Origin of the sequence: Streptococcus downei MFe28 (assembly GCF_900459175.1) — a bacterium.
Lineage (GTDB): Bacteria > Bacillota > Bacilli > Lactobacillales > Streptococcaceae > Streptococcus > Streptococcus downei.
In genome coordinates this window covers 2,201,264-2,218,955 of the sequence record NZ_UHFA01000002.1, presented here as the reverse complement: position 1 = coordinate 2,218,955, position 17,692 = coordinate 2,201,264, and the positions used below count along the sequence as shown (strand labels likewise).

The 17,692-nt window shown below is 46.3% G+C and carries 5 protein-coding genes, 16 tRNA genes and 6 rRNA genes; 25 read left to right on the top strand and 2 right to left on the bottom strand.

Annotated features, from left to right (window positions below; translation table 11 throughout):
• The 22 genes from DYE66_RS10725 to DYE66_RS10620 all read left to right on the top strand — a co-directional run.
• Positions 1 to 247, top strand: a 16S ribosomal RNA gene (locus tag DYE66_RS10725); the annotation flags it as partial.
• Positions 248 to 452: 205 nt separating this feature from the next.
• Positions 453 to 525 (top strand) — tRNA-Ala (locus DYE66_RS10720).
• 264 nt (positions 526 to 789) lie between these two features.
• A 23S ribosomal RNA gene (locus DYE66_RS10715) occupies positions 790 to 3,688 on the top strand.
• 156 nt (positions 3,689 to 3,844) lie between these two features.
• Positions 3,845 to 3,960, top strand: a 5S ribosomal RNA gene (rrf, locus tag DYE66_RS10710).
• A gap of 102 nt (positions 3,961 to 4,062) precedes the next feature.
• Positions 4,063 to 4,135: transfer RNA gene (locus DYE66_RS10705), tRNA-Val, on the top strand.
• Positions 4,136 to 4,158: 23 nt separating this feature from the next.
• Positions 4,159 to 4,231: transfer RNA gene (locus DYE66_RS10700), tRNA-Asp, on the top strand.
• 11 nt (positions 4,232 to 4,242) lie between these two features.
• Positions 4,243 to 4,315 (top strand) — tRNA-Lys (locus tag DYE66_RS10695).
• A 5-nt stretch (positions 4,316 to 4,320) separates the two neighbouring features.
• Positions 4,321 to 4,402 (top strand) — tRNA-Leu (locus DYE66_RS10690).
• A 14-nt stretch (positions 4,403 to 4,416) separates the two neighbouring features.
• Positions 4,417 to 4,489: transfer RNA gene (locus tag DYE66_RS10685), tRNA-Thr, on the top strand.
• Positions 4,490 to 4,492: 3 nt separating this feature from the next.
• Positions 4,493 to 4,564 (top strand) — tRNA-Gly (locus tag DYE66_RS10680).
• Between the two features lie 9 nt (positions 4,565 to 4,573).
• Positions 4,574 to 4,659: transfer RNA gene (locus DYE66_RS10675), tRNA-Leu, on the top strand.
• 11 nt (positions 4,660 to 4,670) lie between these two features.
• A tRNA-Arg gene (locus DYE66_RS10670) sits at positions 4,671 to 4,744 on the top strand.
• Between the two features lie 4 nt (positions 4,745 to 4,748).
• A tRNA-Pro gene (locus tag DYE66_RS10665) sits at positions 4,749 to 4,822 on the top strand.
• 137 nt (positions 4,823 to 4,959) lie between these two features.
• Positions 4,960 to 6,517: ribosomal RNA gene (locus tag DYE66_RS10660) — 16S ribosomal RNA — on the top strand.
• A 204-nt stretch (positions 6,518 to 6,721) separates the two neighbouring features.
• Positions 6,722 to 6,794, top strand: a tRNA-Ala gene (locus tag DYE66_RS10655).
• Between the two features lie 265 nt (positions 6,795 to 7,059).
• A 23S ribosomal RNA gene (locus DYE66_RS10650) occupies positions 7,060 to 9,959 on the top strand.
• 156 nt (positions 9,960 to 10,115) lie between these two features.
• Positions 10,116 to 10,231 (top strand): 5S ribosomal RNA (gene rrf, locus DYE66_RS10645).
• Positions 10,232 to 10,333: 102 nt separating this feature from the next.
• Positions 10,334 to 10,406: transfer RNA gene (locus DYE66_RS10640), tRNA-Val, on the top strand.
• A gap of 23 nt (positions 10,407 to 10,429) precedes the next feature.
• Positions 10,430 to 10,502 (top strand) — tRNA-Asp (locus DYE66_RS10635).
• An 11-nt stretch (positions 10,503 to 10,513) separates the two neighbouring features.
• Positions 10,514 to 10,586: transfer RNA gene (locus DYE66_RS10630), tRNA-Lys, on the top strand.
• 5 nt (positions 10,587 to 10,591) lie between these two features.
• Positions 10,592 to 10,673, top strand: a tRNA-Leu gene (locus tag DYE66_RS10625).
• 14 nt (positions 10,674 to 10,687) lie between these two features.
• Positions 10,688 to 10,760, top strand: a tRNA-Thr gene (locus tag DYE66_RS10620).
• Between the two features lie 106 nt (positions 10,761 to 10,866).
• On the opposite strand, the gene ntdP is transcribed toward DYE66_RS10620, so the two are convergent.
• Both ntdP and recX read right to left on the bottom strand, forming a co-directional pair.
• A complete protein-coding gene (ntdP, locus tag DYE66_RS10615; protein ID WP_002996400.1) occupies positions 10,867 to 11,400 on the bottom strand; it encodes a nucleoside tri-diphosphate phosphatase in 534 nt (177 codons plus the stop codon).
• 394 nt (positions 11,401 to 11,794) lie between these two features.
• Entirely contained in the window at positions 11,795 to 12,571 is a 777-nt protein-coding gene (gene recX / locus DYE66_RS10610; protein ID WP_002996404.1) for a recombination regulator RecX, read from the bottom strand.
• Between the two features lie 135 nt (positions 12,572 to 12,706).
• Here recX and rlmD point away from each other — a divergent pair, with 135 nt between their 5' ends.
• The 3 genes from rlmD to DYE66_RS10595 all read left to right on the top strand — a co-directional run bounded on the left by rlmD (position 12,707) and on the right by DYE66_RS10595 (position 17,573).
• Positions 12,707 to 14,059 carry a 23S rRNA (uracil(1939)-C(5))-methyltransferase RlmD gene (gene rlmD, locus DYE66_RS10605; protein WP_002996393.1) on the top strand — a complete coding sequence of 451 codons (1,353 nt, stop codon included), beginning with the start codon at positions 12,707 to 12,709 and terminating at the stop codon, positions 14,057 to 14,059.
• 596 nt (positions 14,060 to 14,655) lie between these two features.
• Positions 14,656 to 15,234 carry a DUF6287 domain-containing protein gene (locus DYE66_RS10600; RefSeq protein ID WP_002996402.1) on the top strand — a complete coding sequence of 193 codons (579 nt, stop codon included), beginning with the start codon at positions 14,656 to 14,658 and terminating at the stop codon, positions 15,232 to 15,234.
• 176 nt (positions 15,235 to 15,410) lie between these two features.
• Positions 15,411 to 17,573, top strand: a complete 2,163-nt coding sequence (locus tag DYE66_RS10595; RefSeq protein WP_002996395.1) for a GBS Bsp-like repeat-containing protein — start codon at positions 15,411 to 15,413, stop codon at positions 17,571 to 17,573.
• Positions 17,574 to 17,692 lie beyond the last annotated feature (119 nt).

Below are 17,692 nucleotides of genomic sequence, written 5' to 3'. Positions count from 1 at the left end.
CTCAGTTCGGATTGTAGGCTGCAACTCGCCTACATGAAGTCGGAATCGCTAGTAATCGCGGATCAGCACGCCGCGGTGAATACGTTCCCGGGCCTTGTACACACCGCCCGTACACCACGAGAGTTTGTAACACCCAAAGTCGGTGAGGTAACCTTATAGGAGCCAGCCGCCTAAGGTGGGACAGATGATTGGGGTGAAGTCGTAACAAGGTAGCCGTATCGGAAGGTGCGGCTGGATCACCTCCTTTCTAAGGATAAACTAAGTAACAGAGGGCGCTAAAAAGCGACTTGATTTTAGGGACTGACCAAGAAATCCTGATTTCTTAGGGCAGTCATCTAAATCACAAGCTTTTAGCCCGAGTACAATTTAGCCAAAGTGGTTAATAGAAGTACCTGAAGCTTAGTACCGGAAGCACGTTTTGGGGACGCTATTTAGTTTTCAGAGGTTTTGTGGGGGCCTTAGCTCAGCTGGGAGAGCGCCTGCTTTGCACGCAGGAGGTCAGCGGTTCGATCCCGCTAGGCTCCATTAGGATACGGAGGACGATTCGCTTTAGCGAAAACTTCTGTAGAAAAATAGGAAACTGACGCCAGTGTCCTTAAGGACACGAGGAAGTTTCTCTTTTTCCTAAGAAGTTAGTCCGGAGTTCAACTATTCTCAAAGAGCAGTGACCCCTTATCCTAAGAGGCAACGAAGTTGCCAATTGTTCATTGAAAATTGAATATCTATCAAATAGTAACAAGAAAATAAACCGAAACGCTGTTATATTTTAAAGAGACCAAAGAGAAATAAGGTTAAGTTAATAAGGGCGCACGGTGGATGCCTTGGCACTAGGAGCCGAAGAAGGACGTGACGAACGACGAAATGCTTTGGGGAGCTGTAAGTAAGCTGTGATCCAGAGATGTCCGAATGGGGGAACCCGACAACTAATGGTTGTCATCCATGACTGTTAAGGTCATGAGAAGGAAGACGCAGTGAACTGAAACATCTAAGTAGCTGCAGGAAGAGAAAGCAAAAGCGATTGCCTTAGTAGCGGCGAGCGAAGAGGCAGGAGGGCAAACCGAAGTGTTTACACTTCGGGGTTGTAGGACTGCGCAGTGGACGTATAGATTATAGAAGAATGTTCTGGGAAGGACAGCCAAAGAGAGTAAGAGCCTCGTATTCGAAATAGTCTATATACCTAGCAGGATCCTGAGTACGGCGAGACACGAGGAATCTCGTCGGAAGCTGGGAGGCCCATCTCCCAACCCTAAATACTCCCTAGTGACCGATAGTGAACCAGTACCGTGAGGGAAAGGTGAAAAGCACCCGGAAGGGGAGTGAAAAAGAACCTGAAACCGTGTGCCTACAAGAAGTTCGAGCCCGTTAATGGGTGAGAGCGTGCCTTTTGTAGAATGAACCGGCGAGTTACGTTAATGTGCGAGGTTAAGTTGAAGAGACGGAGCCGTAGGGAAACCGAGTCTGAATAGGGCGGAATAGTACATTGACGTAGACCCGAAACCATGTGACCTACCCATGAGCAGGGTGAAGGTGAGGTAAGACTCACTGGAGGCCCGCACCAGAGTACGTTGAAAAGTGCTTGGATGACTTGTGGGTAGCGGAGAAATTCCAAACGAACTTGGAGATAGCTGGTTCTCTCCGAAATAGCTTTAGGGCTAGCGTCGACATTTAGATTATTGGAGGTAGAGCACTGTTTGGGTAAGGGGTCCATCCCGGATTACCAAACTCAGATAAACTCCGAATGCCAAGTAATCATGGTCGGCAGTCAGACTGCGAGTGCTAAGATCCGTAGTCGAAAGGGAAACAGCCCAGACCACCAGCTAAGGTCCCCAAATAATTGTTAAGTGGAAAAGGATGTGGGGTTGCACAGACAACTAGGATGTTAGCTTAGAAGCAGCTATTCATTCAAAGAGTGCGTAATAGCTCACTAGTCGAGTGACCCTGCGCCGAAAATGTACCGGGGCTAAAACAATTTACCGAAGCTGTGGATCCTTTAGGGGATGGTAGGAGAGCGTTCTATGTACGCAGAAGGTATACCGTGAGGAGTGCTGGAGTGCATAGAAGTGAGAATGCCGGTATGAGTAGCGCAAGACAGGTGAGAATCCTGTCCACCGTAAGACTAAGGTTTCCAGGGGAAGGCTCGTCCGCCCTGGGTTAGTCGGGACCTAAGGAGAGACCGACAGGTGTATCCGATGGGCAACAGGTTGATAGTCCTGTACTAGAGTATAGAGTGAAGGAGGGACGCAGAAGGCTAACTCAACCAGACGAATGGAAGTGTCTGGCCAAGCAGTGAGGCGTGGTATGAGTCAAATGCTTATACCTGTAACGCCAGGCTGTGAAGGGGAGCGAAGTTTAGTAGCGAAGTGAGTGATGTCACGCTGCCAAGAAAAGCTTCTAGCGTTAATCTATACTCTACCCGTACCGCAAACCGACACAGGTAGTCGAGGCGAGTAGCCTCAGGTGAGCGAGAGAACTCTCGTTAAGGAACTCGGCAAAATGGCCCCGTAACTTCGGGAGAAGGGGCGCTGACTTTGGTCAGCCGCAGTGAATAGGCCCAAGCAACTGTTTATCAAAAACACAGCTCTCTGCGAAATCGTAAGATGACGTATAGGGGGTGACGCCTGCCCGGTGCTGGAAGGTTAAGAGGAGTGCTTAGCGGTAACGCGAAGGTATGAATTGAAGCCCCAGTAAACGGCGGCCGTAACTATAACGGTCCTAAGGTAGCGAAATTCCTTGTCGGGTAAGTTCCGACCCGCACGAAAGGCGTAATGATTTGGGCACTGTCTCAACGAGAGACTCGGTGAAATTTTAGTACCTGTGAAGATGCAGGTTACCCGCGACAGGACGGAAAGACCCCATGGAGCTTTACTGCAGTTTGATATTGAGTATCTGTACCACATGTACAGGATAGGTAGGAGCCATTGAGTTCGGGACGCTAGTTTCGAATGAGGCGCTGTTGGGATACTACCCTTGTGTTATGGCTACTCTAACCCACTAGGCTAAACGTCTAGGGAGACAGTGTCTGACGGGCAGTTTGACTGGGGCGGTCGCCTCCTAAAAGGTAACGGAGGCGCCCAAAGGTTCCCTCAGATTGGTTGGAAATCAATCGCAGAGTGTAAAGGTATAAGGGAGCTTGACTGCGAGAGCTACAACTCGAGCAGGGACGAAAGTCGGGCTTAGTGATCCGGTGGTACCGCATGGAAGGGCCATCGCTCAACGGATAAAAGCTACCCTGGGGATAACAGGCTTATCTCCCCCAAGAGTTCACATCGACGGGGAGGTTTGGCACCTCGATGTCGGCTCGTCGCATCCTGGGGCTGTAGTCGGTCCCAAGGGTTGGGCTGTTCGCCCATTAAAGCGGCACGCGAGCTGGGTTCAGAACGTCGTGAGACAGTTCGGTCCCTATCCGTCGCGGGCGAAGGAAATTTGAGAGGAACTGCTCCTAGTACGAGAGGACCAGAGTGGACTTACCGCTGGTGTACCAGTTGTCCTGCCAAGGGCATCGCTGGGTAGCTATGTAGGGAAGGGATAAACGCTGAAAGCATCTAAGTGTGAAGCCCCCCTCGAGATGAGATTTCCCATAACGTTAAGTTAGTAAGAGCCCTGAGAGAAGATCAGGTAGATAGGTTAGGAGTGGAAGTGTGGTGACACATGGAGCGGACTAATACTAATCGCTCGAGGACTTATCCAAGATAAGTTACGAGAGGCACCAAATAAGAAAGCAACAGAAAATTAGGAAGGTGCCGACGTACAATTCATAAGTAAGGTTTCAAAAGTCATTGACAGGTTTTGGTGAGACTTGGTACAATAGATAGGTATTCAATTTTGAGTGAGTACACTCAAGGAGTTAAGTGACGCTAGCCTAGGAGATACACCTGTAACCATGCCGAACACAGCAGTTAAGCCCTAGAACGCCTGAAGTAGTTGGGGGTTGCCCCCTGTTAGATATGGGAGTCGCTTAGCCGATAGGGAGTTTAGCTCAGCTAAGGGGAACGTAAGTTCGCCTTTGTCGAAGCTGGTGAAGCCAGTGCACGACAGGGACCCAGTGAGCAAACTCCGAGTTATGGGAGTTTAGCTCAGCTGGGAGAGCATCTGCCTTACAAGCAGAGGGTCAGCGGTTCGAACCCGTTAACTCCCATGATTAGGTAGGAATACTTAATAGGTCCCGTGGTGTAGCGGTTATCACGTCGCCCTGTCACGGCGAAGATCGCGGGTTCAATTCCCGTCGGGACCGTTAGAAGAGGAGACTCGTTAGCTCAGTTGGTAGAGCATTTGACTTTTAATCAAAGGGTCACTGGTTCGAGCCCAGTACGGGTCATAGATGCGGGTTTGGCGGAATTGGCAGACGCACCAGATTTAGGATCTGGCGCTTAACGGCGTGGGGGTTCAAGTCCCTTAACCCGCATAGGAAGAAGATAGGCCGGCTTAGCTCAGTTGGTAGAGCATCTGATTTGTAATCAGAGGGTCGCGTGTTCAAGTCATGTAGCCGGCATTTGCGAACGTAGTTCAGTGGTAGAACATCACCTTGCCAAGGTGGGGGTCGCGGGTTCGAATCCCGTCGTTCGCTTTGAGGATTGCCGGGGTGGCGGAACTGGCAGACGCACAGGACTTAAAATCCTGCGAAGGGTAACCTTCGTACCGGTTCGATTCCGGTCCTCGGCATAATAGAATAGGCACCCTTGGCTCAACTGGATAGAGTACCTGACTACGAATCAGGCGGTTAGAGGTTCGAATCCTCTAGGGTGCATATACGGGAAGTAGCTCAGCTTGGTAGAGTACTTGGTTTGGGACCAAGGGGTCGCAGGTTCGAATCCTGTCTTCCCGATGCTAAAGATTTTGTCTTTAGTTTTTTTATGCAAAAGACCTTTGAGAACTGAATAGCGAAGCAACCAAGACGTGCGGGTTAAGGAATTAACCTGTCAAGAAAAGCCATAAATCTGTCAGAGACGGATTGAGTAAAGATTAAATGAGAGTTTGATCCTGGCTCAGGACGAACGCTGGCGGCGTGCCTAATACATGCAAGTGGAACGCATTGATATCACCGGAGCTTGCTCCACTGATATTAATGAGTCGCGAACGGGTGAGTAACGCGTAGGTAACCTGCCTGATAGCGGGGGATAACTATTGGAAACGATAGCTAATACCGCATGAGAGTGTTTAACACATGTTAGAGACTTAAAAGATACCATTGTATCACTATCAGATGGACCTGCGTTGTATTAGCTAGTTGGTAGGGTAGCGGCCTACCAAGGCACCGATACATAGCCGACCTGAGAGGGTGATCGGCCACACTGGGACTGAGACACGGCCCAGACTCCTACGGGAGGCAGCAGTAGGGAATCTTCGGCAATGGACGAAAGTCTGACCGAGCAACGCCGCGTGAGTGAAGAAGGTTTTCGGATCGTAAAGCTCTGTTGTAGCGGAAGAACGAGTGTAAGAGTGGAAAGTTTACACAGTGACGGTACGCTACCAGAAAGGGACGGCTAACTACGTGCCAGCAGCCGCGGTAATACGTAGGTCCCGAGCGTTGTCCGGATTTATTGGGCGTAAAGGGAGCGCAGGCGGTTTAGTAAGTCTGAAGTTAAAGGCATTGGCTCAACCAATGTATGCTTTGGAAACTGTTAGACTTGAGTGCAGAAGGGGAGAGTGGAATTCCATGTGTAGCGGTGAAATGCGTAGATATATGGAGGAACACCGGTGGCGAAAGCGGCTCTCTGGTCTGTCACTGACGCTGAGGCTCGAAAGCGTGGGTAGCGAACAGGATTAGATACCCTGGTAGTCCACGCCGTAAACGATGAGTGCTAGGTGTTAGGTCCTTTCCGGGACTTAGTGCCGCAGCTAACGCAATAAGCACTCCGCCTGGGGAGTACGACCGCAAGGTTGAAACTCAAAGGAATTGACGGGGGCCCGCACAAGCGGTGGAGCATGTGGTTTAATTCGAAGCAACGCGAAGAACCTTACCAGGTCTTGACATCCCGATGCCCGCTCTAGAGATAGAGTTTTACTTTTTGTACATCGGAGACAGGTGGTGCATGGTTGTCGTCAGCTCGTGTCGTGAGATGTTGGGTTAAGTCCCGCAACGAGCGCAACCCTTATTGTTAGTTGCCATCATTGAGTTGGGCACTCTAGCGAGACTGCCGGTAATAAACCGGAGGAAGGTGGGGATGACGTCAAATCATCATGCCCCTTATGACCTGGGCTACACACGTGCTACAATGGTTGGTACAACGAGTCGCAAGCCGGTGACGGCAAGCTAATCTCTGAAAGCCAATCTCAGTTCGGATTGTAGGCTGCAACTCGCCTACATGAAGTCGGAATCGCTAGTAATCGCGGATCAGCACGCCGCGGTGAATACGTTCCCGGGCCTTGTACACACCGCCCGTCACACCACGAGAGTTTGTAACACCCAAAGTCGGTGAGGTAACCTTATAGGAGCCAGCCGCCTAAGGTGGGACAGATGATTGGGGTGAAGTCGTAACAAGGTAGCCGTATCGGAAGGTGCGGCTGGATCACCTCCTTTCTAAGGATAAACTAAGTAACAGAGGGCGCTAAAAAGCGACTTGATTTTAGGGACTGACCAAGAAATCCTGATTTCTTAGGGCAGTCATCTAAATCACAAGCTTTTAGCCCGAGTACAATTTAGCCAAAGTGGTTAATAGAAGTACCTGAAGCTTAGTACCGGAAGCACGTTTTGGGGACGCTATTTAGTTTTCAGAGGTTTTGTGGGGCCTTAGCTCAGCTGGGAGAGCGCCTGCTTTGCACGCAGGAGGTCAGCGGTTCGATCCCGCTAGGCTCCATTAGGATACGGAGGACGATTCGCTTTAGCGAAAACTTCTGTAGAAAAATAGGAAACTGACGCCAGTGTCCTTAAGGACACGAGGAAGTTTCTCTTTTTTCCTAAGAAGTTAGTCCGGAGTTCAACTATTCTCAAAGAGCAGTGACCCCTTATCCTAAGAGGCAACGAAGTTGCCAATTGTTCATTGAAAATTGAATATCTATCAAATAGTAACAAGAAAATAAACCGAAACGCTGTTATATTTTAAAGAGACCAAAGAGAAATAAGGTTAAGTTAATAAGGGCGCACGGTGGATGCCTTGGCACTAGGAGCCGAAGAAGGACGTGACGAACGACGAAATGCTTTGGGGAGCTGTAAGTAAGCTGTGATCCAGAGATGTCCGAATGGGGGAACCCGACAACTAATGGTTGTCATCCATGACTGTTAAGGTCATGAGAAGGAAGACGCAGTGAACTGAAACATCTAAGTAGCTGCAGGAAGAGAAAGCAAAAGCGATTGCCTTAGTAGCGGCGAGCGAAGAGGCAGGAGGGCAAACCGAAGTGTTTACACTTCGGGGTTGTAGGACTGCGCAGTGGACGTATAGATTATAGAAGAATGTTCTGGGAAGGACAGCCAAAGAGAGTAAGAGCCTCGTATTCGAAATAGTCTATATACCTAGCAGGATCCTGAGTACGGCGAGACACGAGGAATCTCGTCGGAAGCTGGGAGGCCCATCTCCCAACCCTAAATACTCCCTAGTGACCGATAGTGAACCAGTACCGTGAGGGAAAGGTGAAAAGCACCCCGGAAGGGGAGTGAAAAAGAACCTGAAACCGTGTGCCTACAAGAAGTTCGAGCCCGTTAATGGGTGAGAGCGTGCCTTTTGTAGAATGAACCGGCGAGTTACGTTAATGTGCGAGGTTAAGTTGAAGAGACGGAGCCGTAGGGAAACCGAGTCTGAATAGGGCGGAATAGTACATTGACGTAGACCCGAAACCATGTGACCTACCCATGAGCAGGGTGAAGGTGAGGTAAGACTCACTGGAGGCCCGCACCAGAGTACGTTGAAAAGTGCTTGGATGACTTGTGGGTAGCGGAGAAATTCCAAACGAACTTGGAGATAGCTGGTTCTCTCCGAAATAGCTTTAGGGCTAGCGTCGACATTTAGATTATTGGAGGTAGAGCACTGTTTGGGTAAGGGGTCCATCCCGGATTACCAAACTCAGATAAACTCCGAATGCCAAGTAATCATGGTCGGCAGTCAGACTGCGAGTGCTAAGATCCGTAGTCGAAAGGGAAACAGCCCAGACCACCAGCTAAGGTCCCCAAATAATTGTTAAGTGGAAAAGGATGTGGGGTTGCACAGACAACTAGGATGTTAGCTTAGAAGCAGCTATTCATTCAAAGAGTGCGTAATAGCTCACTAGTCGAGTGACCCTGCGCCGAAAATGTACCGGGGCTAAAACAATTTACCGAAGCTGTGGATCCTTTAGGGGATGGTAGGAGAGCGTTCTATGTACGCAGAAGGTATACCGTGAGGAGTGCTGGAGTGCATAGAAGTGAGAATGCCGGTATGAGTAGCGCAAGACAGGTGAGAATCCTGTCCACCGTAAGACTAAGGTTTCCAGGGGAAGGCTCGTCCGCCCTGGGTTAGTCGGGACCTAAGGAGAGACCGACAGGTGTATCCGATGGGCAACAGGTTGATAGTCCTGTACTAGAGTATAGAGTGAAGGAGGGACGCAGAAGGCTAACTCAACCAGACGAATGGAAGTGTCTGGCCAAGCAGTGAGGCGTGGTATGAGTCAAATGCTTATACCTGTAACGCCAGGCTGTGAAGGGGAGCGAAGTTTAGTAGCGAAGTGAGTGATGTCACGCTGCCAAGAAAAGCTTCTAGCGTTAATCTATACTCTACCCGTACCGCAAACCGACACAGGTAGTCGAGGCGAGTAGCCTCAGGTGAGCGAGAGAACTCTCGTTAAGGAACTCGGCAAAATGGCCCCGTAACTTCGGGAGAAGGGGCGCTGACTTTGGTCAGCCGCAGTGAATAGGCCCAAGCAACTGTTTATCAAAAACACAGCTCTCTGCGAAATCGTAAGATGACGTATAGGGGGTGACGCCTGCCCGGTGCTGGAAGGTTAAGAGGAGTGCTTAGCGGTAACGCGAAGGTATGAATTGAAGCCCCAGTAAACGGCGGCCGTAACTATAACGGTCCTAAGGTAGCGAAATTCCTTGTCGGGTAAGTTCCGACCCGCACGAAAGGCGTAATGATTTGGGCACTGTCTCAACGAGAGACTCGGTGAAATTTTAGTACCTGTGAAGATGCAGGTTACCCGCGACAGGACGGAAAGACCCCATGGAGCTTTACTGCAGTTTGATATTGAGTATCTGTACCACATGTACAGGATAGGTAGGAGCCATTGAGTTCGGGACGCTAGTTTCGAATGAGGCGCTGTTGGGATACTACCCTTGTGTTATGGCTACTCTAACCCACTAGGCTAAACGTCTAGGGAGACAGTGTCTGACGGGCAGTTTGACTGGGGCGGTCGCCTCCTAAAAGGTAACGGAGGCGCCCAAAGGTTCCCTCAGATTGGTTGGAAATCAATCGCAGAGTGTAAAGGTATAAGGGAGCTTGACTGCGAGAGCTACAACTCGAGCAGGGACGAAAGTCGGGCTTAGTGATCCGGTGGTACCGCATGGAAGGGCCATCGCTCAACGGATAAAAGCTACCCTGGGGATAACAGGCTTATCTCCCCCAAGAGTTCACATCGACGGGGAGGTTTGGCACCTCGATGTCGGCTCGTCGCATCCTGGGGCTGTAGTCGGTCCCAAGGGTTGGGCTGTTCGCCCATTAAAGCGGCACGCGAGCTGGGTTCAGAACGTCGTGAGACAGTTCGGTCCCTATCCGTCGCGGGCGAAGGAAATTTGAGAGGAACTGCTCCTAGTACGAGAGGACCAGAGTGGACTTACCGCTGGTGTACCAGTTGTCCTGCCAAGGGCATCGCTGGGTAGCTATGTAGGGAAGGGATAAACGCTGAAAGCATCTAAGTGTGAAGCCCCCCTCGAGATGAGATTTCCCATAACGTTAAGTTAGTAAGAGCCCTGAGAGAAGATCAGGTAGATAGGTTAGGAGTGGAAGTGTGGTGACACATGGAGCGGACTAATACTAATCGCTCGAGGACTTATCCAAGATAAGTTACGAGAGGCACCAAATAAGAAAGCAACAGAAAATTAGGAAGGTGCCGACGTACAATTCATAAGTAAGGTTTCAAAAGTCATTGACAGGTTTTGGTGAGACTTGGTACAATAGATAGGTATTCAATTTTGAGTGAGTACACTCAAGGAGTTAAGTGACGCTAGCCTAGGAGATACACCTGTAACCATGCCGAACACAGCAGTTAAGCCCTAGAACGCCTGAAGTAGTTGGGGGTTGCCCCCTGTTAGATATGGGAGTCGCTTAGCCGATAGGGAGTTTAGCTCAGCTAAGGGGAACGTAAGTTCGCCTTTGTCGAAGCTGGTGAAGCCAGTGCACGACAGGGACCCAGTGAGCAAACTCCGAGTTATGGGAGTTTAGCTCAGCTGGGAGAGCATCTGCCTTACAAGCAGAGGGTCAGCGGTTCGAACCCGTTAACTCCCATGATTAGGTAGGAATACTTAATAGGTCCCGTGGTGTAGCGGTTATCACGTCGCCCTGTCACGGCGAAGATCGCGGGTTCAATTCCCGTCGGGACCGTTAGAAGAGGAGACTCGTTAGCTCAGTTGGTAGAGCATTTGACTTTTAATCAAAGGGTCACTGGTTCGAGCCCAGTACGGGTCATAGATGCGGGTTTGGCGGAATTGGCAGACGCACCAGATTTAGGATCTGGCGCTTAACGGCGTGGGGGTTCAAGTCCCTTAACCCGCATAGGAAGAAGATAGGCCGGCTTAGCTCAGTTGGTAGAGCATCTGATTTGTAATCAGAGGGTCGCGTGTTCAAGTCATGTAGCCGGCATTTGCGAACGTAGTTCAGTGGTAGCGGGGGAGTCTCGCTACTTTTAGTTTTTTAGGCATATGAAAAGGACACTTACTCATCTGAATAAGTGTCTTTTTTAGCGACTTTAACGACTCTTGAGTTCAAGATAACGTTTGTACCAAATATTAATATAAGATTCCGAGAAAGGCCCCTTTTCTTGGTTTATCCAGTCGACAAGAATTTTGACATTCCCTTTTAGGATAAAATCAATATCTGCTGAATAATGCATTTCCTTTTTATGACTTTCATATTCATCAACATCCAAAAGCTTCTTCTCGTGATTCTCAAAAACTTTAACATCTAAATCATAGTCAATGTATTTGAGAGCTTCTTCATCCATAACATAAGGACTTGCTAGGTTGCAGTAATAGGAAACACCACTATCACGAATCATTGCAATGATGTTAAACCAGAATTTTTTATGAAAATAGACAATGGCTGGCTCTCTAGTCACCCAGCGTCTACCATCACTTTCAGTAACAAGTGTATGGTCATTGACACCAATGATTGCATTTTCAGTTGTCTTTAGTACCATAGTATCGCGCCAAGTTCGGTGCAAACTACCATCATGCTTATAACTCTGAATTGTAATAAAGTCGCCTTCTTTGGGTAATTTCATGGCTAAAACCTTCTACAATTTAGTTTATCTTTTATAGTTTAACATAATTTGATAGAAAAAGCATTTTTTATAGCGAGATTTATGCTAGGCCTAAGGAGTGAAGGATGGTGCTTTCTAGTGTAAGTTTCGATTGCCTGTGAAGAAGAGTCTTTGTCCGCCAAGGGGTTAGCCACAAATCCTGTTAACATCGATGAAAAGCAAAAGCAGATATTTTTGAAGGTCGCAGTCTCTCTGCAATCTTTTTCTTAAGATGTGACAAAGAAAGCTCTGAAAATTAGCAATGCTTGCAATTTGGGGTATTTATTGGTATCTTTCGTTGATTTTGCAGATTTCTCCAAACTATGTTTCCCTTTGGCAAGGGTGCTACTACTTTGAGAATTAGGTGGTAGTTGATTTATAGGTAATCCCTCAAGGCGGATGCAATGTCAGAAAAGTCGTAGCCCTTTCTTGCCAGGGCCTGTGTTAAATGCTGTTTAAGAGCAAAACCTTCATATTTCTTTTGGTATTTTGGCGAGATTTTATCGAGTTCTCGGTAGATGAGAGTTAGGTCATCTTCTTGGTCTTTTTTTATGGCTAATGTCTCAAGGACTTGTTTGGTAGTCTGATAGTCAAAGCCCTTGTTTAGGAGATTTTGCTGAATTTTATCCTTGATTGCCTTGCTGGGGTAACAACCTGTATATTTTTTGTAGAGCTTTTGTCCAGCTTTATTAGCGATTGGGAAAAAATCTTGCTCACTCAAAGCTTCATCAATGGTGGATTTAGAAATTCCCTTCTGGGCTAGTTTTTGACTAAGGACATAGGCTCCCTTATCGCCATTTGCCATATTTTGATTGATAAAGGCTTGAGTATATTGGAAATCGTCAATCCACTTATCCTTTTTCAAGTCCTTTAGGACCTGAGGTATGATTTTTTCTTCAATTTCATGCTTATTAAGGTAATCTTTGACTTCTTTTTCAGTCCTAGGCTTAAAGGATAAAAAGTAGAAGGCCAGGTTCTTACCGTAGGAGAATTGGGCAAAGCTTTGAATCTCCTTTAGTTCCTCTTGACTGATAATCTTATCCTTTGAAAGCATAAAGTGGACAATGGTGTCCTCAGTAATATAGAGTTTCTCCTTACTATCTAACTCAAGGAGATAGAGGCGTTTCTTCTTTTCAATCTTGGTAATTTTCATAGGTTTATTATAGCAAAAATGGTAGAATATTAGGGTGTACAGTAGGCTTTGTGAATTTTACCCAATAGGGTTAGTAAGGTGGAGTTCACACCTATCTATTCGGCTTTTATTTTGATTAGAAAGGACTTTGCAAGAATGAGTTTGCGGGTCAAGCAGAGGATTCCCCTAAAAATTAAACGGATGGGGATCAATGGAGAAGGTATTGGTTTTTATAAGCGTACCTTGGTTTTTGTGCCTGGTGCGCTGAAAGGAGAAGAGGTTTTTTGTCAGGCTACAGCTGTTAAAAAAAACTTCGTCCAAGCTAGGCTCCTAAAAGTTAACAAGGCCTCCAAGGCTCGTGTCCAGCCTCCCTGTCCTATCTACGATGAGTGTGGTGGTTGTCAGATTATGCATCTGACTTACAAGAAGCAATTAGACTTTAAGGATGACATCATTAAGCAGGCCTTGAAAAAATTTCAGCCCATAGGTTATGAAAACTATGAGATTCGGCCGACTAAAGGCATGGACAATCCCTATCACTATCGGGCTAAGCTCCAGTTTCAAACTCGTCATTTTGCTGATTCGGTTAAAGCGGGGCTTTTTGCTAGTAACTCCCATCGTTTAGTCCCTCTAGAGTCTTGTTTAGTTCAAGATGAGTTGACACAAGAGATTGTCAATAAGGCAACTGAGCTCTTGGATAAGTATAAAATTCCCATCTATAATGAGCGGAAAATTGCTGGTGTTCGTACAATTATGGTCCGCAAGGGGCAAGCTAGCTCTCAAGTTCAAATTATCTTTGTGACCAGTAAAGACATACGCTTAACCGCCCTAATCAAGGAATTGAGGCTAGCTTTTCCACAAATTGTAACCATTGCCATTAACTATAACTCATCGAAATCGAGTGAAATATATGGGGAAAAAACACAGATTCTTTGGGGAAAGGAAACTATTGAAGAAGAGGTGCTAGACTACAGCTTTTCTCTGTCACCTAGAGCCTTTTACCAGCTTAATCCCCAGCAGACACAAGTTCTCTATCAGGAGGCGGTGGCGGCTTTGGATGCTCAGCCAGATGATGATTTGATAGATGCCTACTGTGGTGTTGGTACAATCGGCTTTGCCTTTGCCAATAAGGTGAGGTCTGTTAGGGGGATGGATGTTATCCCTGAATCAATTGAAGATGCAAAGGAAAATGCTAAAACTCTGGGTCTTTCTAATACGTATTATGAGACTGGCAAGGCCGAAGACATCATTCCTAAGTGGTACCAAGAGGGCTACCGTGCCAGCGCCCTGGTGGTGGACCCTCCTAGAGTCGGACTAGACGATAAGCTTCTCAAAACCATAATTGATGTTAGGCCTGCAAAAATGGTCTATGTTTCTTGCAATGCTTCCACCTTGGCTCGTGATTTAGTTGCCTTGAGTCAGGTCTACCAGGTTGACTATATTCAATCAGTAGATATGTTTCCCCATACTGCTCGAGTAGAAGCTGTTGTTAAATTGAGAAAAAAATAGAAAAATGATTTTGATTTTCGAATAGATTAATGAGGGTAGAAAAACTACTCTTTTTCTTATAGTTTATACTCTTCGGAAATCAAAATTTTCCCACGGATAAAGTCACTCTATAATTTCTCATTAGAGTGACTACGAAAACTACGATTGTAGTTTTCTATATCCCTGACTAACTCTGTATAAACTGTGGTAACGGCAGTTTGTACCTCGTGTCGCGTCGTTAACTCACCTTGCCGTACTTACTGAAGAAAGCGAGCCTTTCTTCATCTCCAACCTCAAAAGGTCTCCCAGACCTTTTGAGCTGTCTTCAGTTCGTGCGATGCGGAGCAAAGTTAGTCGATTTCACCAACTTTGTGAGGTTAATAAGCGAGCTAGGCAATCACCATAGCGATTGCCGTTAGCTATCAGCCACTTTAGTGGCTTGATGGCTTTGCTCCTTGCCTCGGCTAATTCGATTTTCATTGAGTATTAGTTCTGTTTTACGATTTACAAAAAAGTTACAAATGTTTCAAAAAAATTAAGTAAATTACAAAAATATGTTGACGAAATAATTGAACTAGGCTATAATGAAAGCGAAAACAAGAAAGGAAACAAAAATTATGAAAAAGTCTTACAAAGTTGCAACGGTGCTGATGCTTAGCTCTGCTTTATTATTAGCAGGTTGCCACAAGAATAGTTCTCAAAGTAAAGCTCATTCCAATTCCCCAAAGACTAGTCAAACTAGTAAAGCAAAATCCCAAAAGGGCAGTTCTCAAAATCAATCGGGTTCACAATCCACTAACCAAACTCAAGCTAATGGTGGCAATAGCAATTCATCGAATTCTAGCGATCAAGGTTCAACCAATAATCAGGCTAGCACTTCGAGTCTTGATGTTAGTGCAATTGCAAATGGAGACTTCACTACTATCGCTGGGACCTGGCAAAATGCCAATGGCGAAACCCTAGTTTTTGATAGTAATGGTCTGGTTTCAGACACCCAAGTCATTTCTTCTCAAGGAGTTAGTGGTGAAAAGGCTCTCTTTGGCATTGGTCTAAAAGACTCAGAAGTCGGAAGTGCAGCTCTCTTCGTCATTCCTGCAGGCGTTCCGACTGTTGGAGGCAAAATCTATCAACAGGATGCCTTGGTGGTAGGTCAAAGTGAATCAGCCGAAGCCACCCCTTATTATCGGGTAGGCTAATAAAGTTTAAAATCACTACCAGAGAGTGGTGATTTTATTTAGGGGAAAATAATATTACTGAAATATTTCATTATTACAGAAATGTATTGACAACGCTTTCCTAATTTTTTATAATGAAGGCGAAAAATGAAGCGAAATTGTTTTAGAAAAATCATAGGGATAGAAGGAGACTCATCATGAAAAAAGATTTGTTTTGGAATGAAAAACAACGTTTTTCTATCAGAAAGTATTCGTTTGGAGCAGCCTCAGTTTTAATTGGAGCTAGTTTGGTTTTTGGTGGTAAAGCTCTAGCTGATGAGCAAGCCAGTCCAGATAGTCAGCCTCAAGACAGTACTGTACAGACTGTTTCAGACAAGGCGATTAATCCAGACCAAGGAGCTAATACAGAGGTAGCTAGTAAAGATCAAGTAGCTACAGCAGCGAATGATAAGCTAGAAGAGGTAAGTGCCGGTGACGCAGGAACTTCGACCAATGAAGTCCCTACAAGTGCTACTGATGGTAATGTAGCTTCCGCCTCAGAAAAAGTTGATGTAGCCACTCAAACCGATGATAAAGGAGAAGGTTCAAACGAGACGACTGTTACTGAAAGTGCCAGTCAAGGCCAAGCCAGTCAAGTGGCAGAAGGGGTGAGTCGAGCATCAGCTGCCACAACAGTCCAAGAAGTTGGCAAGGATATTCCAAGTTCTGGCTACTATACCTATCCCGAACGCACAGAGGTAAAAAATAGTCCCTCAGCTTCAGCACCTTTGGCCTTCTATGCCAATGCTGGCGATCGTGTTTATTACGACCAGCTCCTTAATCAAGATGGCTACCAATGGCTGAGTTATAAGTCCTATAGCGGTATGCGTCGTTATGCTAACATAGCTAAGTTGGAAGCCAATGAAGTCCCTGCTGATAAGACTGCCCCTAAGGCAGAAGAGCCAAAAGTAAAGGACAGTGAAGAAAAAACCTTACCTGCTTTAGAACGCTATACTTTTGACAAGGAAGTAGAAGTTAAGAACGAGGCTAAGGTCGCTGCTAAGACAGAATTCACTTTCGGTAAGGGCGACTCCGTTAACTATGATAAGGAAATCAAGGCTGACGGCTACAAGTGGATTTCCTACGTCTCCTATAGTGGTATTCGTCGTTATATCATGCTGGATAAGTTACCAGCTCAAGCTAGTACTCAAAAGACTGAATCCAAGCTGACTGGCCAGATTAGTGTTGAAAATCAAACCGATAAAGGCTTTGATGTCCGGATTTCTAATGTCACTGATAGTAATGGTATTTTAGCCGTTAAGGTTCCTATCTGGACGGACAAGAATGATCAGGATGATATTGTTTGGTACGATGGCGTCAAACAAGGTGATGGCACCTATAAGGTGGCTGTCAACCTATCTAACCACAAAAATGAAAGAGGCCTCTATAATATCCATCTTTACTACGTTGAAAATAATGGCGCTATGAAGGGAGTTGCTGGTCTGCAATACACTCTTCCTGAACCTGAAAAGCCTCAAGTTAATCGAACAGGCAGTCTTTCCTTTAGCGATAAGGATAATGGGGACTTTGATGTTATCGTCTCAAATGTTACTGATAGTCAAGGCCTTAAGTCTGTCAAAGTACCCGTCTGGACAGATAAAAATGACCAGGATGATATTGTCTGGTACGACGCAGATAAACAAGCTGATGGCACCTACAAGGTGGCGGTTAAATTAGCCGACCATAAAAATGAAGCAGGTAGCTACAATGTTCATCTTTACTACCTAGAAAACGATGGACAATTGGTTGGTATTGCTGGTAGTCAACATCAGGTGGAAGCTAAGAAAACCGATGATCAAGTAGGAGGTAGCATCACCATCCAAAATCAAACATCTGATGGTTTTGATGTTTTGATTACAAATGTTAAGGATAGCAAAGGTATTTTGGCTGTCAAGGTTCCAGTTTGGACTGATAAGGATGATCAAGACGATATTATCTGGTATGATGCTAGTAAACAAGCTAATGGCGATTATAAGGCGACTGTCAAGACTAGCGAACATAAGGGTCAAGCAGGCCTCTATAATGTTCACCTTTATTATGTAGAAAATGATAACAAGATGGTTGGTGTCGCAGGTACCCAGACGACAGTAGTCGAGCCAGCAGGTAAGCCTGACTATGAAACGACCTTCCCATCCTTGAAGCGCTATACCTTTGTCAAGCAAGTTGAGGTCAGAAATGAGGCTCGGATTGCTGCCGATGTTGCCTTTACCTTCCAAGCTGGTGAGGGAATCAATTACGATAAGATTATGCACAAGGATGGCCATGACTGGATTTCTTATGTGAGCTATGGTGGCCAAAGGCGCTATATCGTCATTGATTAAGTTCCCTAACAAATCTTTTATAGCTAAAGTCACTTCCGATGTTTATTGGAGGTGACTTTTTCAATGAAATTGACTACTAGAAATGGCCAAGAACAGGCTTGAGACACGACAAACGCATG